The sequence below is a fragment of the Psychrosphaera ytuae genome (genome assembly GCF_017638545.1).
Taxonomy (GTDB): Bacteria; Pseudomonadota; Gammaproteobacteria; order Enterobacterales; family Alteromonadaceae; genus Psychrosphaera; species Psychrosphaera ytuae.
Map to the genome: position 1 here is coordinate 2,971,437 of NZ_CP072110.1, position 20,475 is coordinate 2,991,911.

The 20,475-nt window shown below is 42.7% G+C and carries 15 protein-coding genes; 9 read left to right on the forward strand and 6 right to left on the reverse strand.

The window, feature by feature from the left end; all coding sequences use genetic code 11:
• Window positions 1–18 precede the first annotated feature (18 nt).
• The 4 genes from J1N51_RS13125 (at window position 19) to J1N51_RS13140 (ending at window position 3,695) form a co-directional block, all read left to right on the forward strand.
• Entirely contained in the window at window positions 19–1,212 is a 1,194-nt protein-coding gene (locus J1N51_RS13125) for an anhydro-N-acetylmuramic acid kinase (RefSeq protein ID WP_208831704.1), read from the forward strand.
• Between the two features lie 48 nt (window positions 1,213–1,260).
• On the forward strand, window positions 1,261–2,481 hold the full coding sequence (locus J1N51_RS13130; RefSeq protein WP_232842812.1) for a GGDEF domain-containing protein: 1,221 nt from the start codon (window positions 1,261–1,263) through the stop codon (window positions 2,479–2,481).
• 25 nt (window positions 2,482–2,506) lie between these two features.
• Entirely contained in the window at window positions 2,507–2,941 is a 435-nt protein-coding gene (locus J1N51_RS13135; protein ID WP_232842813.1) for a hypothetical protein, read from the forward strand.
• 79 nt (window positions 2,942–3,020) lie between these two features.
• Window positions 3,021–3,695, forward strand: coding sequence for a 2OG-Fe(II) oxygenase (locus J1N51_RS13140; RefSeq protein WP_232842814.1), 675 nt, complete (start codon window positions 3,021–3,023; stop codon window positions 3,693–3,695).
• Window positions 3,696–3,721: 26 nt separating this feature from the next.
• Here the strand turns inward: J1N51_RS13140 and J1N51_RS13145 are convergent, their stop codons facing one another.
• The 3 genes from J1N51_RS13145 to J1N51_RS13155 form a co-directional block, all read right to left on the reverse strand.
• Window positions 3,722–4,459, reverse strand: coding sequence for a substrate-binding periplasmic protein (locus J1N51_RS13145; RefSeq protein WP_208831705.1), 738 nt, complete (start codon window positions 4,457–4,459; stop codon window positions 3,722–3,724).
• 127 nt (window positions 4,460–4,586) lie between these two features.
• Window positions 4,587–6,113, reverse strand: a complete 1,527-nt coding sequence (locus J1N51_RS13150; protein ID WP_208831706.1) for a tryptophan halogenase family protein — start codon at window positions 6,111–6,113, stop codon at window positions 4,587–4,589.
• 143 nt (window positions 6,114–6,256) lie between these two features.
• Window positions 6,257–9,298, reverse strand: a complete 3,042-nt coding sequence (locus J1N51_RS13155) for a TonB-dependent receptor (RefSeq protein WP_208831707.1) — start codon at window positions 9,296–9,298, stop codon at window positions 6,257–6,259.
• Between the two features lie 438 nt (window positions 9,299–9,736).
• Between J1N51_RS13155 and J1N51_RS13160 the strand changes: the two genes are divergently transcribed.
• Both J1N51_RS13160 and J1N51_RS13165 read left to right on the forward strand, forming a co-directional pair.
• Window positions 9,737–12,658, forward strand: coding sequence for a hypothetical protein (locus J1N51_RS13160; RefSeq protein WP_208831708.1), 2,922 nt, complete (start codon window positions 9,737–9,739; stop codon window positions 12,656–12,658).
• A gap of 164 nt (window positions 12,659–12,822) precedes the next feature.
• Window positions 12,823–13,203, forward strand: coding sequence for a hypothetical protein (locus J1N51_RS13165; protein ID WP_208831709.1), 381 nt, complete (start codon window positions 12,823–12,825; stop codon window positions 13,201–13,203).
• A 29-nt stretch (window positions 13,204–13,232) separates the two neighbouring features.
• Here J1N51_RS13165 and J1N51_RS14745 read toward each other — a convergent pair whose 3' ends face one another.
• Genes J1N51_RS14745 through J1N51_RS13175 form a run of 3 tightly spaced genes read right to left on the reverse strand, consistent with a single transcriptional unit; the run spans window position 13,233 to window position 15,702 of the window.
• Window positions 13,233–13,385 (reverse strand): DUF5989 family protein, encoded by a 153-nt coding sequence (locus J1N51_RS14745; RefSeq protein WP_332874931.1) that lies wholly within the window; start codon window positions 13,383–13,385, stop codon window positions 13,233–13,235.
• The gene (locus tag J1N51_RS13170) at window positions 13,385–13,786 is read right to left on the reverse strand and encodes an SxtJ family membrane protein (protein ID WP_208831710.1); all 402 of its coding nucleotides are present in this window, start codon (window positions 13,784–13,786) and stop codon (window positions 13,385–13,387) included. Before J1N51_RS13170 ends, J1N51_RS14745 begins: the two co-directional genes overlap by 1 nt.
• 11 nt (window positions 13,787–13,797) lie before the next feature.
• The gene (locus tag J1N51_RS13175; protein WP_208831711.1) at window positions 13,798–15,702 is read right to left on the reverse strand and encodes a carbamoyltransferase family protein; all 1,905 of its coding nucleotides are present in this window, start codon (window positions 15,700–15,702) and stop codon (window positions 13,798–13,800) included.
• A 122-nt stretch (window positions 15,703–15,824) separates the two neighbouring features.
• Between J1N51_RS13175 and J1N51_RS13180 the strand changes: the two genes are divergently transcribed.
• From J1N51_RS13180 to J1N51_RS13190, 3 genes are all read left to right on the forward strand, one after another.
• Window positions 15,825–16,508, forward strand: coding sequence for a cupin domain-containing protein (locus J1N51_RS13180; RefSeq protein WP_208831712.1), 684 nt, complete (start codon window positions 15,825–15,827; stop codon window positions 16,506–16,508).
• Window positions 16,509–16,584: 76 nt separating this feature from the next.
• On the forward strand, window positions 16,585–18,444 hold the full coding sequence (locus J1N51_RS13185) for an SGNH/GDSL hydrolase family protein (protein WP_208831713.1): 1,860 nt from the start codon (window positions 16,585–16,587) through the stop codon (window positions 18,442–18,444).
• A gap of 38 nt (window positions 18,445–18,482) precedes the next feature.
• Window positions 18,483–20,372 (forward strand): tetratricopeptide repeat protein, encoded by a 1,890-nt coding sequence (locus tag J1N51_RS13190; RefSeq protein ID WP_208831714.1) that lies wholly within the window; start codon window positions 18,483–18,485, stop codon window positions 20,370–20,372.
• Window positions 20,373–20,475 lie beyond the last annotated feature (103 nt).

Genomic DNA, 20,475 nt, shown 5'->3' on the forward strand with positions numbered 1-20,475 from the left:
TGCCAAGGGAGGACTTGAATGAGTTCGACGCAGGTTAATAATACCGAGTTCTACCTTGGCATAATGACAGGCACCAGTCTTGATGGCGTCGATATTGCTCTTGTCGAAATAGGCGTTGACCAAGACAGTAAACCAGTCATTGAGTTGCATCACAGTCGAGCTTTTCACCTTCCAGAATCATTAACTGAACAACTTGCAGAGTTGAGTCAAGTAGACTTTGAGCCTACTTCACTGTTTCAAATCAAAGCTTTAGAACAGGCATATACCCTTGCAATCGCTGACTGCGTTAATGCGTTCGTAAGACAGATACGATGGTCGCAACCGATCAAGGCGATTGGTTGTCACGGTTTGACGGTTTGTCATCACCCTAAACCAGAACCTGAAAGCGACCTAGAGCAGGGATTTTCTTGGCAAATTTTGGACGGTTCTTTGTTAGCCGCCAAAACTCAATTAGATGTCGTTTATGACTTTCGAAGTAAAGACGTAGCATTAGGTGGCGAAGGCGCACCTTTAGTGCCTCCATTTCATCAAACTCTGTTTCAATATTTGGATGAGCAGCATCAGGGACAGACAATTTGTCTAAATTTGGGAGGTATCGCTAATATTTCGTTTTGGCGTGATCAGCTGTGTTATGGCTTTGACACCGGCCCTGCAAACACCTTGATGGATAGTTGGATTCAACTCTATCAGCAGCAACCTTATGATGCAGATGGTCAATGGGCGGCTCAAGGTCAAGTTTGTGGAGCATTGCTGGCGCATTTACTCAAAGATGAATACTTTTCCCTACCTTTTCCTAAGAGTACCGGAAAGGAGTATTTCAACCTTTCTTGGTTGAAACAAAAAATAGCAAATTTTTCAGACACATCAAAACAAACTTGTGGCAATATTAAGGCGGTCGACGTACAAGCTACATTGCTGCACTTAACTGCAAAAAGTATAGCAATGGCAGTTGAAAAGCTTTCCGACAAAGGAGTTCTTGTTTGTTGTGGTGGAGGTGTTAGAAACAGTCAGTTGATGAGCGTTGTTGCTGATTATCTACCTAATTATGAAGTTAAAACGAGTACTGAATTGGGGGTAAGCAGTGACGACATCGAAGCGATGGCGTTTGCATGGTTGGGGTATTGTAGGGTACATGGAATACCGGCTGGCAAAGCAACAGTAACTAACGCACACACGGACAGCGTTTTGGGTGCTTGGGTAACAGCCCAATAACTTTAAATCAAAATAATAAATCTAAAATAATAATAAGTGGGTCTAACATTGTCGTATTCTCTGCAATCCTTTTTTAAGGCGATCGCCTTTCCAGTGTTGTTATTTGTTGCCGTCATCTCTGCAGTAGAGATGGGCGTGGCTGATTTGACACCTTGGCAGGATATTATTCTACAAACGCCGTTTTTACTGTTTACGGCTACTGTGATTTTAGCCTTGCGTTTTAATCAAACTCGAGTGATTTATATAGTCCTGTTTCTTGCTTTGGCATGGGCGAGTACAGGAAAGGTTGAAAACATTGATTACTTTTCATTTCATCCAAGTTTGTTTTTTATTTCTCAATTATTGGTATTGATGGCCTTTAGTTTTGATCAAAACAAGGTGGTTTGGGGTCGTCACGGGTTATTGCGGATTCTTATTTTGTTTGCGTTGTTAGCTATAAATTACCGCTTTAATCAATCAATTACTGTCAATGAGTGGCTGTCGGCTCAAGTCTTACCGACGGGCAGTGAGTCAAAGCTTTCACCTTATTTTCAGATTGAATTTATTGTTTCGGCCTTGTGTTTGTTTACCTTAGCAATTCGTCAGGTACTTAAACCGAGCCAACTTAATGCGAGCATCTGGGCATTGGCATTTGGTGTCATTGTGATGAATTTTGGTGACTTTACCTATCACACGATAATTTTGAGCTACTGTTTGTTTGGGGTATTGATTATTCATGCGGTACTTACCGATAGCTATCAAATGGCGTTCTCTGACGAGCTAACTGGACTTTCTGCTCGTCGAGCACTGCTGCAGTCCTCCATTAGCCTAGGCAAAAAATACACAGTGGCAATGATGGATGTTGACCATTTTAAAAAGTTTAATGACACCTATGGTCATGATGTAGGTGACCAAGTATTGCGTTTAGTTGCCAGTAAAATAAATGGCGTCAAAGGTGGTGGTAAAGCATATCGATACGGTGGTGAAGAATTTACTATTGTCTTTCCTAATAAATCTGTTGCGTATGCCATTCCATTTTTAGAACAAGTCAGAGAAGAAATCGCCAACTACCAAATGGCGATTCGAAGTGATGATAGACCTGAAGATAAAAAACAGGGTAAATCGGACCGCAAAAAATCCAAAGCAGCAAGTAAGTTTGTAAACGTAACCATAAGTATTGGTGTTGCCGAACGAGAAGGTAATTTAAAAGAGTTTGACCAGGTATTAAAACAAGCCGATGAGGCGTTATATAGAGCCAAACAAGCAGGACGAAACTGTCTAGCTGAATAAAAAGGACTGAACAAAGGACTAATCAATGAAAAATAATAAATTTAACACAGTAAGCACTTTCACTGCCTTGGCGTTAAGTGTATTAGTGGGTACCTCAACGGCTCAAGCCGGGCAAACTGACGAACAGCGCAGTCTTTCAGTAGACCTTACCGCAGCGGCAAAGCTGGTTAACAGTACAGCACCACAAATGTTAGACGAAGAAACGCGTTTGGACTCGGTGGCGACATTTAGTAATTATATTATTTATAACAATACGATGGTCAATTACAGTGCATCTGACTTTGAAGTAGCTGAGTTTGAACGCCAGATTCAAACAATCGTTATCGATAACTTGTGTGGTAATGCGGCTCTAGCTGAATTTATTCAACGTGGTGTTGTTATGGTTTATCGTTATCACGGAAAAGAAGGCAACTACATTGCTGAGCTTGCAAAAGACATGTCTACTTGCAAAAAAAGTTAAAAAAAGATTGCCTAAAAATTATTCGCAGTTAAAGTACGCGCACTTTTAACTGCGATAATTTTTTAGAGAACTTACCCCATTGGAAGCGTTACGTATTCCCTTTGGTCATTCTGGTGATACACCTACGGATGACACTATCTTTGGCCTTATAGCCAACGACCTCGAACAAAAAGGCTACAGCATAAGACACGGTGCCTTACCTCTGTCTTTATCCAATGCATTGCTTGATTACCAACACTCTATTAGTCAAAAGCAATTTGAAGAAGCGGGCATCGGTCGTGGCGACGATTTTGTTAAGACAGAATTTGTTCGCAAAGACGAAATCTGCTGGATCAATGGTGACTCCGAGGCGGGCGCGGCTTGGTTAGACTGGACCTCTAACTTAAAGACATTTTTAAATCGAAGACTGTTTTTGGGTTTATTTTCTTTTGAGAGTCACTTTGCTCATTACGCACCTGGCGCATATTACAAACGCCACTTGGACGCATTTCGCGGCGAAGCAAACCGAGTGTTATCAGTAGTTACTTATTTAAACCCCGGTTGGCAAAATGCCGATGGCGGGGAGTTAGTATTGTATCAAGATGAGCAGGACATGACCGGAATCAAGGTTGCACCTTTACACGGTACCGTAGTTGTATTTTTAAGTGAGGAGTTTCCTCATGAAGTACTTCCTGCGACTCGCGATAGATACTCTGTGGCAGGTTGGTTTAGAGTTAATGGCTCCATAGATAACCGAATTGACCCACCGCGTTAATTTAATTGCAGGTTCAAAGGGGCGGATTAATCTTTTGCTTCTAGATTAGCAAAAGCGTCCGATAGAGCGGTTAGTACATTGGGATCAGTGCCCAAACTAGCCGCAATATAAAAATCTTCAGAGAGCGTTTTGAAGGTATACACGCGTTTAAAATCTTTTGGCTCACACCCAGACATCTGACAATAATACTTTATGACATGTTCGTTAGAGGGAACGGCATCAACTCGTCCTTTTTCTAACATTTGTAGGGTCGAGACTGTGCTTATAATATCTGTCATATTGCGGCCATATTCGAATCCGTGTTGAAGCAAAATAGAGCTTACCGCGTCATCTCGTTTTACCCCAACCTGAAGACCTAACAATTCATTGAGATCCTGTGTCTCTGATATCGGATGATCTGATTTGGCAACCAACTGGGTCGTGACTGTTTCAACTACGGCTATCCAATGAAATTTGTCAGTGCGCTCTGGGGTTTTTACAATAGAAAAAATAATCGTATTTGGACGACTCAAAGCCAGTTTATAGGCTCTAGCCCAAGGCAATACCTCTATTTGGACATTGGGGAAAAGTTGTTTAGCGATGGGCAAGACTTTGTTGCCAATTTTACCGCCGGTCAGAACACCAGTTTTACCAATTTGGTATGGTGGTAAGTGTTCTGTCACTATGCGAATTTGTGACGGTGTTGCTAGCTCAAAGGCTGAGCTTTTTCCAAAGTAACCAAATACAATTAGCACAAATAGGACGACAAACTTCCCACCTTTCAAAGTTATTAACCTTTTGTTTTAAGAATTATTAATTAAAGCATAGGTCAAGTTGGTAAAATTAAAACCTTTCAATATGTTAATTGTTTCGACTAATCATAAAAAAGGCCTCAAAAGAGGCCTCTGTTAATTATGCGGGTTTGTGTGGGCAATGTTGCATTAAATACATTTCGTGCGATTGAGCTGTACTTGTGTACTTTGTCATTGACTGATGTAGAGAATCCAAGGTCTTATCGATATCTATGTCATTGCGACTAGCCATCACTGGACCCACGCCTTGAGGTAAACAATTTTGGCCAGCCAACACTGCCATCCAATTCTCTTGTTTAAACAACTCTTTATCGTGAACTACTAAGTGACCGTGTTCTTGATAGAGGTCCAAACGGGATTGCAAGCTCTCTGGCACCTCCATTGATTGGCAATAACGCCAGTATTCACTGTCATCTCGCTCTGTTACTTTGTAGTGCAAAATGATGAAGTCTCGAATCTTTTCGTACTCGTTTTGAGCTTCTTTGTTGTAGGTGTCGATGAGGTTCTTACTGACTTGTTTTGTCGGGAATAATCTCACTAGCCTCATGATCGCTGTTTGGATTAAATGCAGACTTGTCGACTCTAATGGTTCTAAGAAGCCAGCAGAGAGGCCAATGGCTAAACAGTTGTTGTGCCAAACTTTTTGGCGTTTACCAGTTTTAAACTTAATAAAATTCGGTTCTGTCAACGTTGGCCCTTCGACCGTGTCGAGTAATAAGTTTAGCGCCTCTTCGTCGCTCATTAACTGGCTAGAATAGACGTTGCCATTGCCCATACGAGTTTGTAAAGGAATTCGCCACTGCCAACCAGCATGGTGGGCAATAGAGCGTGTATAAGGCGATACAGGACGCATATGAGCCGTTTGTATTGCGACTGCTCTGTCATTCAGTAGCCATTCTGACCAAGACTCAAATTCAATCCCGAGGCTCTCTCCAAGCAATAAGGCTCGTTGACCACTGCAATCAATGAAAAAATCCGCGCTAAGCGTTTGGCCGCCCTCTAAATCAACAGAGGTGATATAGCCTGATGAAGGTTCCGTGTTGACCTGAGTGATTTTTCCTTCCTGACGTTTGACGCCTAATCGCTCACTAAACTCTCGCAAAAACATCGCATAACGACCTGCATCAAAGTGAAAGGCGTAGTCGTAGCTCGAGCCTATCGACTGTGGGTTAGTGTCAGGTTGTTTAAACTTGTTATTTGCAGCTAGGTGCCAAGCCAGAGAGTATGATTCTAGTTCTCGGTAAGGTTTGCCAGCGGCTTGTTTGGTAAGTACATCTTTGAGCCAGTAATACGGAAATGACATGTAATCAAAGTCAGCACCAAATTTACCAAAAGGGTGCATGTAACTGTGACCTAGCTTACGCCAGTTCTCAAATTCAATGGCTAACTTGATGCTGCCATTACAGTAAGACAAAAAGTCGTTCTCGTTGATGCCCAACAAACGATTAAAGTTTTGAATGGGTGGGATGGTTGCTTCGCCCACCCCAATGGTTCCTATTTGCTCGGACTCAATCAGGGTAATACTGACCGAATTACCTAACTGTTTGGCTAGCATGGCTGCCGTCATCCACCCGGCTGAGCCGCCGCCGACAATGATTAAGTTTTTGATGTGCTGATGGTCTGTCATGGCTGTATCTTTATTATTCTTTTTTATTGCCAGTAAATCCTACTGATATTTTTAGATCGGATAAACAAAAACTGCCGCTAATGCGGCAGTTTTATTAGTGAGTGCTATTTCACTCTTAACTCAAGTTAGTCGAGAAGTCTCGATTAGAACTTAGCGTTAAGACCAAGGTAGAACTGGCGACCGAAGTACTGAAGCGTACCTGTCGCTGCTTGTGAGCCAAAGTAAGAGCGGTTTGGTTCGTCTGTTACGTTATTAACAGAGAATACACCTTGTAGCTCTTCAGAGAACTGGTAAGACGCTTGGAAGTCAACAACAAGCTCTTCAGCGAAGAATGCTTTTTGTTCGTCACCAATTGCGATTTGGTTACCAATGTACTCTTCACGATAACGCGCGTTTACGCGAGTCGAGAATACTTCGTCATAGTCGTAGAACACAGTTGCTGACCAAACTCGTGGTGACAAGAATGGGTAAGGTGTGCTCTCGTTTCCAAGACCAGAAACCGCTTCGAACTCAGAGCTTACTTCTGAATCAGTATAAGAGTAAGAAGCACTTACACCTAAGCCTTTCCATAAATCTGGTAAGAAGTTAAACGTTTGAGTATAAGCAACTTCGAAACCACGGAAGAAACCACCTTTACCGTTGTTCAATAGAACAGAGTAGTCACCCGACACAACTGGAACACCAGAGTTAGGGTTAACAGTAGGTACTTCGATACCATCCGCTGCAAAGTCGTAATCTTGGATTGTTACTTTTTCAGGGAAGTTTTCGATATCTTTGTAGTAAAGAGCAAAGACAAACGCACCTTCAGTTTCTGTGAAGTAGTGCTCATATGACAAGTCGAACTGAGTTGCATAGAACGGACGAACTTCTGGCGTTGTATCACGATTTAAATCGGCTTCGATTACAGAAGTATCAAACTCGTCTGGGTTGTATGACCATGCACCACTTACTGCCATATCTGCCATGTTTGGACGAGACATTACTTTAGCAGCAGCAAAACGCAACTGGTCATTGTCACTTAACTGGAAGTTTAAGTTTAATGATGGAAGTACATCAGTGAACTCATTTGACAGTGTTGTGTAGTTATAAGTACGACGAGTTACGCCGCGATCATCAGTGATCGGGTCACCTTCACCAGCAACGATTGGATCTTCAACACCCAGTGCTTTTTGTTCTGTGCGAATAACACGTACACCCACGTTACCCGTTACAGGTAAGCCCATGAATTCTGTATCGATGTTACCTTGAACATAAGCCGCTAATGTTTCTTCTTTGATTTCGCTTTCTTGCCAAATCGTCCAGTCATAACGCCAGTCTTGGTATGCATTAGTATCTTCGTCACCTAACCATACACGTTCAATGTAGCTGTTATCCACAGAGATAAAGGCAGGGAAATTAGCGAAGTCACCTTCAAGTTGAACAATCTCGTATTCGCCTTCTTGTAACTGATAAGGGCGGAACGTTAGTGATTCAATTGGGTTGCCATCAGCGTCATAACCTAAGATGTAGTTACCGTTACGAAGGTTTACACCGTAACCTGCTACTTCACCGTAGTTGTATGCTTTACGTTTGTTCTTGTACGAACGGTCAGCGATACGAACACCCGTCTCTAAAGATGAGAAATAGTCGTTGTTTAACGCGTAGTTTGCATCAATGCTAAACGAGTTTGATTCGTTCTCTTCTAAGTGTGGGTACTTTTCAAGAGACGTGACCATCGCGCGATTAGGATCTGTTAACGCATTAACGATATCTTGGTTAAACGTTAAGTTAGGTAGGTCCAAACCGTTTGTTTCGATATCAACAACGATGTCATCGGTAACAACTGGGTTAGTTGCTGACGCGTCTTCAAAAATAGCTAGACGCATAACTTCGTCGCGGTAGTCTGATTCACCTTGAGAGTGAGCAATATCAAACTCAATAACTAAGTCATCGTTAACAATCCACTCTGCGTTTGCGCCAAATGACATAACTTCACTTTCAGTCGTGTTGTCATCCGCTTGGGTTTGTAACGTTAGCGTGTTTGAAAAACGCGGGTATGGTGGGTTTGGATTTTGGTCACCACGGTCACGGTAATAACGACCACCAACAAGGTATTCGTTGTTAGGGCCTGCAAGGATTGGCGCTTCAAAATCGATGCTCGAACCATCAAGAATACTACCGATGCCGTTTACACGGTAACCACGGTCGATACCTTGAGAGTCAAACTTAGAGTAAAAACCGTCAACGGTTACTTTGAAGTTATCGCTTGGTAAATAAGTTAAAGAACCCATTAAACCTTGACGTAGCTCTTCACCACCACGAGCCATCAGCTCGAAGCCCTGAGGAACAATGTAATAACCCGGTTCGCTGCCTGTAACGTTACCGTCACTATCTAAAGTAGGTTGAGTGATACCACCTTCTTGTGCACCGTCGAATGGCAATTGACCTAGACGAGGTTGATAGTTAACAAATTGAGTTGAAATGCGAGGTTGTTGTAAACGAGCATAACCAAGAGATACACCTAACGTATCGTCTAAGTACTTACCTTGGTAAGAAAGGCTAAAACGATTACCTAGAGGATCCGCATCCGGGTGCTCATCGGCAGAGTCGTTGTAGCTCAATTTGGTTTGAATACCAAAAGTGTGTTCTTTTTCGTTCTCTAAGGCATTAGCCGTTTGAAGTTCAATTGAACCTGCAACACCACCTTCAACGAGAGAAGCTTTTTGAGATTTATAAACTTGAACCTGGTTGATCAATTCTGAAGGGTATTGGTCGAACTGTACAGAGCGACCACCTTGGTCTGTCACAACTTCACGACCGTTTAACGTAGCGAATACAAAGCCGCCCGACATACCACGGATGTTTAACTCACTAGACTGACCACCAGAACGTACTGCCGTAACACCAGGAAGTCGAGAAATCGCATCAGCAATTGATACATCTGGTAAGGCGCCCATGTCATCGGCAGAAACAGCTTCAACAACTGTGTCTGAATAACGCTTGGTGTTCAGTGATTCGATAAGACTGCGTCGGAAGCCGCGGACTTCAATAACTTCGACGTCAGAATTGGCTTCTGATTTGTTTGCTTCAGCTTTGGCTTTTGCTTTTTCTTCTACTTCTTCGTTTGCAAAAGTTGGCATTGAAGCAATAGTAACTCCGCCTAGCATCAATGCTAATGACAGAGCACTTGGCTTGAACTTTTTCATGTGTGTTCCTCAAAACAAGTTGTTGTTATGTTTTTGAAGAGTGTGGTTGTTCGTTCGGACTAAACAATTCACATTAAATAGCGTTTATATACATTTATATAAAGTTTATTTTTTTTGGCAACGTATGCAAAGATAAAGACTTGCAACGCAGACTACAAGGTGCATATTGCACGCATACGTATTCATAAAGGCACACTATATATAGGTGTATACAAAGTTCGCAGTAGTGTTTAAATTTGACATGTTGAGTGTATTGCAATCAACGTTTTTTCGGACAGGTAATAGACCAAGCTGTAACTAGGCAACACCAATTACAGCTAATGTACAAATATTAACAGGGTTTTATATTACCGACACTTGTTTTTGAGCCGTGGCAAGTGGACAAATTATTTAAATAGCACCTAATAACTAAATACAAGTTAATTGGAGTTATTTCCTATGAATTTCAAGTTAAAGCCTTTGTCGCTTGCTGCGATAGCGACGGCTACAGTTCTTAGTGGCTGTGGTACAGAGGAAGAAAACATTGAAAAGACAGTGGTCTTTGACGAGGCTACAAAAACCGGTCTTTGGTGTAAGCTTCCGGATATCGTTCAAACTGTTGATGCAGACTTTCATCCGTTATCTGAAACTGAAATTGAAAGTTTACAAGCAAAAGCACTAGAAATGACCTACCCAGACGGTGCAACTGAGGACCAAGAAACCGATTTTACTGCGTCGTTCAACCCATACGAATTTGATTTTTCAGAAGTAGACCTATACCCAGTTTTAGGTTTAACAATGGAAGAAAAAGCGCGTCAAGTTATTGCGAAAGCAGAAGCGCGTGAATTCAAAGTAAGCCAAAAGCAAGATGTCATCTTTGGTGATGGTTTTGATGAGTGGTTTGATGCATGGTTTGCTACTGTTCCAGAAACTGACTACTTAGGTAAGTCTCAACGTTTGGCAAAAGCTAAACTTGGTATGGAGTTGTCACTATCTGCGGCAAACAATGGCGAAGAAGCTTGTTACACGCCACCAACTGAGTGTCCAAACTACAAAGTATTAGACGAATCAGGCACATATGACTGTATCGTTCCTGAAGAAAACCCACTAGCAGCTGAACAACCTGCTATTCCTGCAGACGCTTTAGCGGCATCTGGCGAAGGTAAAGCGGTTATTTTCTTCCGTAAGAACGGTCCTCAAACAGCAGCCAACTATGAAAACATTACAATTCATACTTGGAACAACGCTAACTGTACCGCATACAATGAAGACACGAGTGTAACAAACTGGGGCTCTGGTAAAGCAGCTGCAGTTGACAAGCCAGACGCAAACTACGGCTTATATTGGATCCTAGATCTCGTTGATGAGCCTTCAGCTTGCGGCAACATGATCGTTTATAACAAGTCGACGGGTGATAAGTTTATCTCGCAAAACGATATGATGATCCCACTTGGTAACTCAGGTGATATCGTTTTCCAAAACCCAGATAAGATTTCTTTCTTCCAAGAAGGTATTGCAGCTAACTTGATGGACGGTGCGTATTTAGCAAACCAACATCCACTATTAGGGGCATCTACTGGTAGCAAGTCTTGTGGTTGGGGAACGACGTTAGACGAAGCTGGTGAAGCTTGTGTTGGTCAAGAAATTCCTAACTGTCCAGAAGGCACATACGCGGTAGGTGTTGGTCAAGTTGACGTTGCATCTAAGTGTGTTGCTGAATTTGATCCAGAAACAACGACTTTCTTACTACGCGGTGGCTTTAATGGTTGGGGTAACCCGACTGATGGCACTGAATTTGAAAAAGTAGCTGACGGTCAATACCGCAAACTTTTCGAATACGGCGCACACCCTGCTGATGTACCTCTAGAGTTTGCTCCAGATGCTTCTGTTGAAGTTGAGACAGCTGCGGGTGCGACATTGACGTTTGTACAACCAACAGACGATGAAGGTAACAATGTTGATTTCGTATTAGATCTAAACAACATTCCTGCTGACACTGTGTTCATGATGGCTGACGGTACTGAAGTGACTCTAGCTGCGGATGGCAACGTATTAACGTTACCAGAGGGCGAAGAAGCCCCAGCCGTTGAAGAGCTTTCAATCACTATTCCTGCAGGATCTATGCTGACACTAGCGGCCGGCGCAAACCACGCTGATTTCGCATGTACTGAAGATTGTTTGACTTCTTACAACTTCAAGATTGCAGATGCAGACTGGTCTGAAGCTGCGACTTACGGTGGCATTAAAGGGGGCGACGCATTAGTTGTAGGCGGCGATGCTAAAGCATTAACAGCGGGCGAAAACGTGGGTCAAGACATCGGTATTAAGATGCAAGACACTAGCGTTTACCAATTTGTATTCACTGCAGAGCAAGCTAACAACGCTTCTATCGAAGTGGATCAAGTACCTGTGATGGCGTTCCCTAACATCGTTATCGATGGTACAGCTACAGCGATGTCTTACAAAGGTGACAACCAATACGTATTGGTTCAGCAAGAGCTAGCAGCAGGTACTTATGCAATCAGCTTTGCTGACGAAGCAAATGCTTTTGCTTATGGTGCAGGCACAGACAGTGCAGCTGACGTAAACGAAGTTGTTACTCTTGCAGCAGATGGCGGTGCGGTAACACTAACTGTTACTGACGCACAGAAGTATGACTTTGTTTTAGACTTCTCTGATTTAGAAGCGCCAACATTCAAAGCACAACCTTCTAAGCCTTTAGGTTCAAACCAAACCTTTATCCGTGGTTCGATCAATGGTTGGGGTACGCCTGAGACTGACGAGATCATGTTTGATGAAGCAACTAATACATACAGCATCATCTTCGGTCTTGAAGCTGCAGAGCAAGCTCATGAGTTTAAGTTTGCTACAGCAGACTGGTCTGCAGTTAACATGGGTTACAACGAAGTAACACCTTCTACTGATGCTGATGCATTACCTTTAGTAGACAAGGGCGGTAACATTGGTGTTGTCGTTGATGAAACCATGTCGTACAAGTTTGAGCTTATTTACAATGCAGCCAAACCAACGCTTAAAGTGTCTAAGCTTCCTATTTACATCCGTGGCGGTATGAACGGCTGGGGTGAAGTAGACAAGCTGGCATTCAACGCGGTTGATGCAGGTGAAGCTAGAGAAGCAGGTCACGAGTACGTATCGTCTATCGCGCTTGGCGCAGACAATGTATTCTTTAAAGTTGCAACAAGCGACTGGTCGACTGTGAACCTAGGTTCTGCAACAGACGGCCCAGAAGCAATGTCATTGAATACTCCACTAGTATTAGGTGGTGCAAATGACAACAACTTGAGCTTTGACCCTGCAGCAGCAGCGACATTCAAGTTTATCTTTAACGAAAAGACTAAGACATTAACTATCACAGAATAATATCGCTGATAGTTTAGATATCTTTGGTAAAAACCCAGCTTCGGCTGGGTTTTTTATTGGTGATTACAAATGATCACACTTTGTTACTGCTTTAGTGACAGCTTATTTGCTACTTTTAGCTCTATAGTGAAGGTGGGTAAAGTCGCAAGACTAAAGGACGTATTATGACTAAGAATAAACTCAAAGAGCTTGTTTTAGTGTCTCTCACTTTTGGGATGGTGGCATGTTCAGAAGAATTTATCTTTGATGCGCATAACGACCCATTTGTAAGAGTCGGTATCTCGACTGGCGCAATACAATGCCAATACGAAGGAAATAATATTGCCGTGTCGAAAGCGTACTTAACTGGACAAGGTATAAGTGTTGAAGCTGCATTCTGCGGTTATACCCTCACAAACTATCCCGCGGTTTGTGGAGCAGGAACCAGTGATATTCATGTATTTGAAATTAATAGAGACGAATTGGCAGAAGCAGAAAACTTGGGATTTGTCGCGGTCAGTTCTTATGAAAATGGTTGGAAAAAAACAACCTGCCCGAATGATTAATTGGAATGACAATAAGCGTTACACGCTGTTTAAAACAGCGTGTAAATGAAAGTGGCAAGTGCGCTTTGTTGTGTGGCGACAACGAGTCCACCTAACAAGGCTAAAATAACAATAACGGGCAATAACCAAATTTTTTTTCGGACGCGTAAAAATGCCCATAAATCCGACATGAACTCTAACATTAAAATGGGTACTCCAAACTTTGTTTATCCGATTTTGCCTCAGGTGCACGGTAATTAGAAGTACCTTTGACTTTGTTTTTGTACTGTAATTTTCCGAACAGTTTTAACACTAAACCAAGCGGTAACAACATCACATAAAAACAGACGCCAAGAACAAGTCTAGTATTAACCCAACCAATGATACCGGCCAGGCTCATCCAAACCTTATAGGGGTAAAATAGTCCTTTAGGCCAGACCAAATAGAGCGTTAAAAGTCCGCCGGTCACGACCATAGGCCATACTTGATAGTTATAATTAAATAGCCAAGGTAACAGTAAGCTAAAAAACAATGGGAACGCCCATGCCATAGTTAGTGCAAAGCGTTTTAGCTCTGAGGTGTTGTGTTTTTGTAAATTGTCCATGATGAATGATCCTAATCTTTCTCAAACTCAACCGCTTTAGCGGCGGAAATAGCAGACTCTGGCTGATCTGTTTTAGCCAATATGACATTGTTCATTACAAGGTAATCCATCTCTGTTGCTAAAAAACATCGTAATGCATCTTCCGGCGAACAAACCGGTGGCTCTCCGCGGACATTAAATGAGGTGTTAACTACAACCGAACAACCGGTGCGCTCTTTGAATGCAGTGATCAATTTATAGAATTCTGGGTTCGTGTTTTCATGAACCGTTTGGATTCGCGCTGAATAATCAACATGAGTAATGGCTGGAATAGATGAGCGAATTTGATTTAGTTTGTCTAGACCAAAGGCTTCTGAACCTCCTTTGTCTGTCTTTTGATCTTCTGATGAAGGTGTCAGTCGAATGGCAGGTTGAACATCTGCGACCATCAGCATGTATGGGCTTGCAGATGAATGTTCAAAGTATTGCTCAACATCTTCAGCTAGTACCGCAGGTGCGAATGGTCGAAATGATTCGCGATACTTAATCTTTAAGTTCATGGTAGTTTGCATTTCGGTATTTCTCGGGTCGCCGATAATACTTCGGTTACCTAGTGCTCGGGGACCAAACTCCATTCGACCCTGAAACCATCCAATCACGTTTCCTTGATCAATTAGCTCGGCTACGTGGGAGTATTTATCCGCTTCATTTAATGATTTGGCCACTAAATTTTGCTGATCGACCGCTGCAAGAATGTGTTGGTCGTCATATTCAGGGCCTAGATATCCACCTTGCATAGCGTCATCGGGCGCTGCTGTACTTGAGCTTGGCGTTGTATCTAGTCGCCTCTCGCCATCGAAGTAGTGATGATAAGCCACCAAAGCAGCCCCTAAAGAACCTCCTGCGTCACCTGCAGCAGGCTGAATCCAAATGTTTTTGTACGGACCCTCTCTTAATAACCTGCCATTGGCAACACAATTAAGTGCGACACCGCCAGCCAAACACAAATTGTCACTAGGGACTTGGCTGTGGAGATGTTTAACAATTTTTAACACTATCTCTTCGGTAACCACTTGAATTGAACGGGCCAGGTCCATTTGTTTTTGTGACATAGGTGCGTCTTCTTGATGGCGAGGCCCACCAAATAAGTTGGCAAACTTTTCATTTGTCATAGTGTGGCCAACCGCAAAATCAAAATACGCCATATTTAAATCAAAACTGCCATCTTCGTGTAACGTGACCAGATGTTCAAAGATGGTATTTACGTACTTAGGTTGTCCATATGGCGCAAGCCCCATTAATTTGTACTCGCCAGAATTGACTTTAAAACCACAATAGTAAGTAAATGCGGAATACAATAGACCAAGTGAGTGAGGAAACTGAATTTCCCATTTCGCTTCAAGTTTATTGCCTTTACCAAGCCATGCGGTTGAAGTAGCCCATTCTCCTACGCCGTCCAGACACAACACGGCAGCCTCTTCAAAAGGGCTAGGAAAAAACGCGCTGGCGGCATGTGACAAGTGGTGTTGGCTAAATAGCAGTTTGGGTAATTGATCTGAATTTTCGATACCAGCTAGAGCTTTAAATTCTCGACGCAAAACCGTTTTTAGGTAAAGCTTTTCTTTAAGCCAAATAGGCATCGCACTGATAAATGAGCGAATACCTCGCGGTGCATTAGCCATGTAGGTTTCGAGCAAGCGTTCAAACTTGAGCAACGGCTTGTCGTAAAAAATAATCGCATCTAAGTCTTCTAATTTGACGTTAGCAGTCGATAAACAATACTCAATGGCGTGACGAGGGAAGCTAGGGTCGTGTTTTTTACGCGTGAAACGCTCTTCCTGGGCAGCGGCGATAATTTGGTTGTTATCAATAATGGCAGCAGCACTGTCGTGATAATAAGCCGAAATGCCGAGAATCTTTTTATTTTTATTGTCCATTAAACGAGTCACTTCAAGGTTGTTCCTGTCACTACATGTAAATTTTATTCTATCTAGCATTGGGCTTGGAGTCATGACCTTGTGCTAAAATACTGAAAAAAAATGACAGGTTGAGACTAGAAATGACGATTGCAAATTTTAACATGGATTTCGAACAGCGAGTTGTCATCGACACTGCTTCAGCACCTTGGCTTGCTAGTCCTAAAGCAGGAGTATGGCGCAAGCCATTAGCTCGAGAAGAGGCGGAGCAAGGGCATGCAACAAGTATCGTAAAATACGAACCCGGCGCCTCGTTTTCAGAGCACAACCATCCATTGGGCGAGGAGATATTTGTGCTCGAAGGCGTGTTTTCTGATCACACCGGAGATTACCCTGCCGGAACCTACATTCGAAACCCCAAAGGTTTTGTTCATGCGCCGTTTTCAAAAGAAGGTTGTGTACTGTTTGTAAAATTACACCAGTTTCAATCATCAGATACTGCGCAAGTAAGGATTAATACAAAGCAAGCTGAGTGGTTACCGGGACAAGGCGGTCTTGAAGTGATGCCGTTACACCAACACGAGGGGGAAAACGTCGCACTGGTAAAATGGCCGAAAGGAGAGGTTTTTAAGCCACATCGCCATTTTGGCGGAGAAGAAATTTTGGTTTTGGATGGCGAATTTTGTGATGAATACGGTCGATATCCTGTTGGTTCTTGGATGCGAAGTCCACATATGAGTCAGCATCATCCTTTTGTCGATGAACCTACTATCATTTGGGTTAAAACCGGTCATTTACCGTTTGACCCACATCAGCTTTATCGGTGAGATAAACCCGTTTTCAAAATTGATTAATTAACCGCAACTGGTATTATCGAGAAAAAGAAATCTGGCCCATTTACTAGTGGAAAATAATAACAATAAACCGGTTTTTTATCTGATCGCAGTTCTCCTGCCATTTGTCATTTTAGCGTTGTTTGAGTGGACGTTGCGCCTCACTAATATTGGTGACCGCCCACCTGTGTTTGTGGCTTCTCCGGTGTCAGATGATTACCTGATGCCAAACCCTAAACTCATCGAGCGCTATTTTTCTCATCCAGCTCTTGCGCCTAATGTCAGCCCCGATACCGTATATTTTAAAAAACAAAGAGACCCAGATACGATACGCATAGTGATTCAAGGTGGGTCCACTGCCGCAGGGTTTCCTTTTGGTCGCTTTGGCTCTTTACAAGGGATGTTGGAGCAGCGATTAAAGAATACGTATCCTGATCACAAATTCGAACTCATCAATACCGCAATGGCGGCGGTAAATACGTTTACGTTACTCGACATTCAGGATGATATTTTAGCCTTAGAGCCAGATTACGTTCTGATTTATACCGGTCACAACGAGTATGTTGGTGTATTGGGAAGCGGTTCAGTCTTTGGTGGTGGCAGTTATGCTTCAACACTTCTTTATACTAAGTTAAAGCAATTTAATTTGTTTAATGCAATAGAGCATTGGTATGCCGAGCAGTTTGTTTTACCAAAATTATCACAACAAAATAAACAATCTGAGCGTTCGACTATGGCGAAGGCCGCAAAAGGGCAAAAGGTGCCATTACACTCTGAGCTCTATCAGCAAGGAGTAACGCAGTTTGAGAGTAATATCAGTTTGTTGTTGAAAGGATATCAACGTCATCAAGTTCCGGTTTTAATTGGAAACCTAGTCAGTATTGAAAATGGTTTGGCCCCGTTTTCTGCTTTAGAAAATAAGCAAGACTCGGCTTATCAGCACTATTTGGAAGCACAAAAAAGCTTAGCATCGGGTGACATCGAACAAGGGATTCAATGGTTTAAACAAGCAAAAGATTTGGATCAATTTCGATTTAGAGCACCAAGCGTATTTAACGACATACTCCGTCATTTAACTGATTCTCTGTCATTAGAAAAAGACACACAGGACCGCATTACATTAGTTGATGTGGAGAGTGCGTTTAGAGCATCGAGCCGAGAACTAAGTAATAAAAATAACGGTGTATTAGGTGCTGAGTTGTTTTTAGAGCATGTTCATCCAACCAAACGTGGTTATTTTGTATTAGCTGACACGTTTTTCTTGTCGCTCAAAACAAAGCTGGACCAGGCTTTTGAAACAATATCTAGTCCAGTAGATGCTGAAGAGGCCTATGCGTGGGTTCCGATTACAGAACTGGACGAGGCCTACGCCACGTTAAAAATTGCCGGTCTATTGTCGGGTTTTCCATTCACCCAAGAAGCTGAAGATGAGCCCATAACGGGCCTTCAGTCTATATTAGATGATCCACTGCTAGACACTCGTTTATACACAACTGACCCGACTCGCCTTAATCTACCTGATTATTTGAAGGAGTTTTTGTCAGATCGAGTGAGAGGGGCTGATTGGTGGAAGATACAACAGCAACTATTAAAAACCTACTTGGTAAACCAACAACCTAAATCGGCAGCAATCGTTGCCAGTGTAATGGCTGATGCTAGCCCGATGAACGCGGAAATTCAAAACACCGCAGCTAACTTGTTACGCCAAGTTAATCAAACCAATATGGCTAGATATCATCAGCTGCGGAGCCTGGCAATCGACCCAAACAACGAAAAATACCGCCTGAACTATGCATTTGACTTGTTTTTAAATCAGCAGTTTGAACAAAGTTTGACGGTTTTAGAAAACACCTTGCCCCTGGCGAAAGACAAACAAAGAGTGACGTTTTTCATTAACAAAGTAAAACAAGCTCGAGATAGCCAACCTTAGTGCTGGCATATTAATTAATATTTATGGTGAACGCAGTAATGACCGACGTAACGAATAACTTAGACTCTACAGGTAATAGCGGTTCTGGGCGCAAAATGGCGTTTTATATCATAGCGATACTGTTACCATTTGGATTGTTATTGGCCGCTGAGTTGACATTACGGGTTGTGGGGTTTGGTCAGTCTGTCCCTCTGTTTATCGATAATCCCCAAGCTCCGAGTTATCGATTACCCAAACCAGACGTGGTTAACCGCTATTTTTCTGATCCAAGTCGCAGTCCCAATGTGACCATAGAACCCAATTTTTTCTTATCCGAAAAGCCTGACAACAGCGTTCGGATTGTTGTTCAAGGTGGCTCAACCGCCGCTGGTTTTCCCTTTGGGCTTGGCGCTTCATTGGCTGGAATGTTGGATTATCGCCTCAAGCAGTCGATTCCGTCTAAAGAGGTAGAAGTCGTCAATACTGCACTATCGGCAGTTAATAGTTATACCTTGCTGGATTTTGCCGATGAAATTATCGACCAAAAACCAGATGCAGTTCTGATTTATGCCGGACACAATGAGTTTTTGGGAGTGATGGGGGTAGCGTCTACCTATTCTAGCTTCAGCTCACGCCCTGCTAATTTACTGTTTTTAAAACTCAAAAACCTTCGCTTATTTCAATTGTTTCAGCGAGGGTACGATGCAATTCAAGCGTGGGCTGGAGCTGACGCATTGGCAAAAGACGGAGCAAGACAGTCTCGCACTGTGATGGCCAAAGTCGCCAAGCACAAAAATGTGGATGTTAACCACCCACTGTTCAATGCTGGCCTTGAGCAGTTCGAAGGTAATATGACGTTGTTATTAAACAAGTATCGCCGAGCCGGTATTCCTGTTTATATCAGTACCATCGCCAGCAACCTTGTGGATCAAGCGCCTTTTGAATCGGTTCCTGTCAGTGATGACTTTGCTTCATTGTTGGCCAAGCCAGCGACAAAGCTTACAACAACAGAATTGGTGAGCTTAGAGCGACACGCACACGAAACCTTAAGTGCTGATGCCTTTTATCATGTCGGTAAAGCGTATTGGTCACAAGCCGCCTATGAACAAGCTAAGGCCAACTTTGAACTAGCTAGGCAACATGACTTATTGCGCTTTAGAGCGCCTATCGAAATGAACCAAATTATCCGTCGCCTCGCAAACATGGATGGTGTGCAATTAGTGGATGCAGAAGCGGCATTGAGTAAGGCGAGTAAAGGTGGAATTATTGGCCGAAAAATGATGATAGAGCACCTACACCCAACTGTTCGTGGCTACTTTGAGCTTTCGAATGCTTTTTATGACACGCTCAAGCAATCTAACGAATTTGGGCCATTTGAAAATCCAATTACCAAAGCCGATGCGATAAGAGATATCCCATTATTTCAAGCGGAAGAATACAAAGGGCGAGCGGTCATTGCCAACTTGATGGCTGATTACCCATTTACTGACAGTCCCCAAGTTGCATCATTACCGCCAGCAATGAATTGGCAGGATAAACTCGGCCTTAACTTTTATCGCAAAAAAGCAACCTGGTTAGACGTCGCTCAACAGATGCATCAATTTGGCTTAAAAAGCAAAGATAAAAAACTAACCTTAAAGTCTGCAAAATTGTTATCGGATGCGATGCCATTTGATGAAGATTTGGCGTTTCAGGCGGGGCAATTGTTAATAAAAGAGGGGCTACCTAAGCAGGCGTTTCGTTATTTAGAAAGGGTGTTGCGTCAGAATCCGTCTGACATAAATGCAAAGTTGGCACTTGCTCATGCAAGCGCTCTTACAGAGCAATTAAAAAGAGCCGAACAGTATTTATTAGAAGTTCAAAAATTACAGCCAAATAATAAGGTCGTTAAACAGAATCTGATTCCTCTTCAAAAAGCCATACAAGCTCAAGCAGAGCAGAAGCTGTAACAAAAAGAGATGCTCACCGCAAAAACATAAAACTACATACGTATTCAAGGGACGGTTGGGCGCGATCTTTTTATAGTGAACTTTGAACATAATAAAGCCAAAG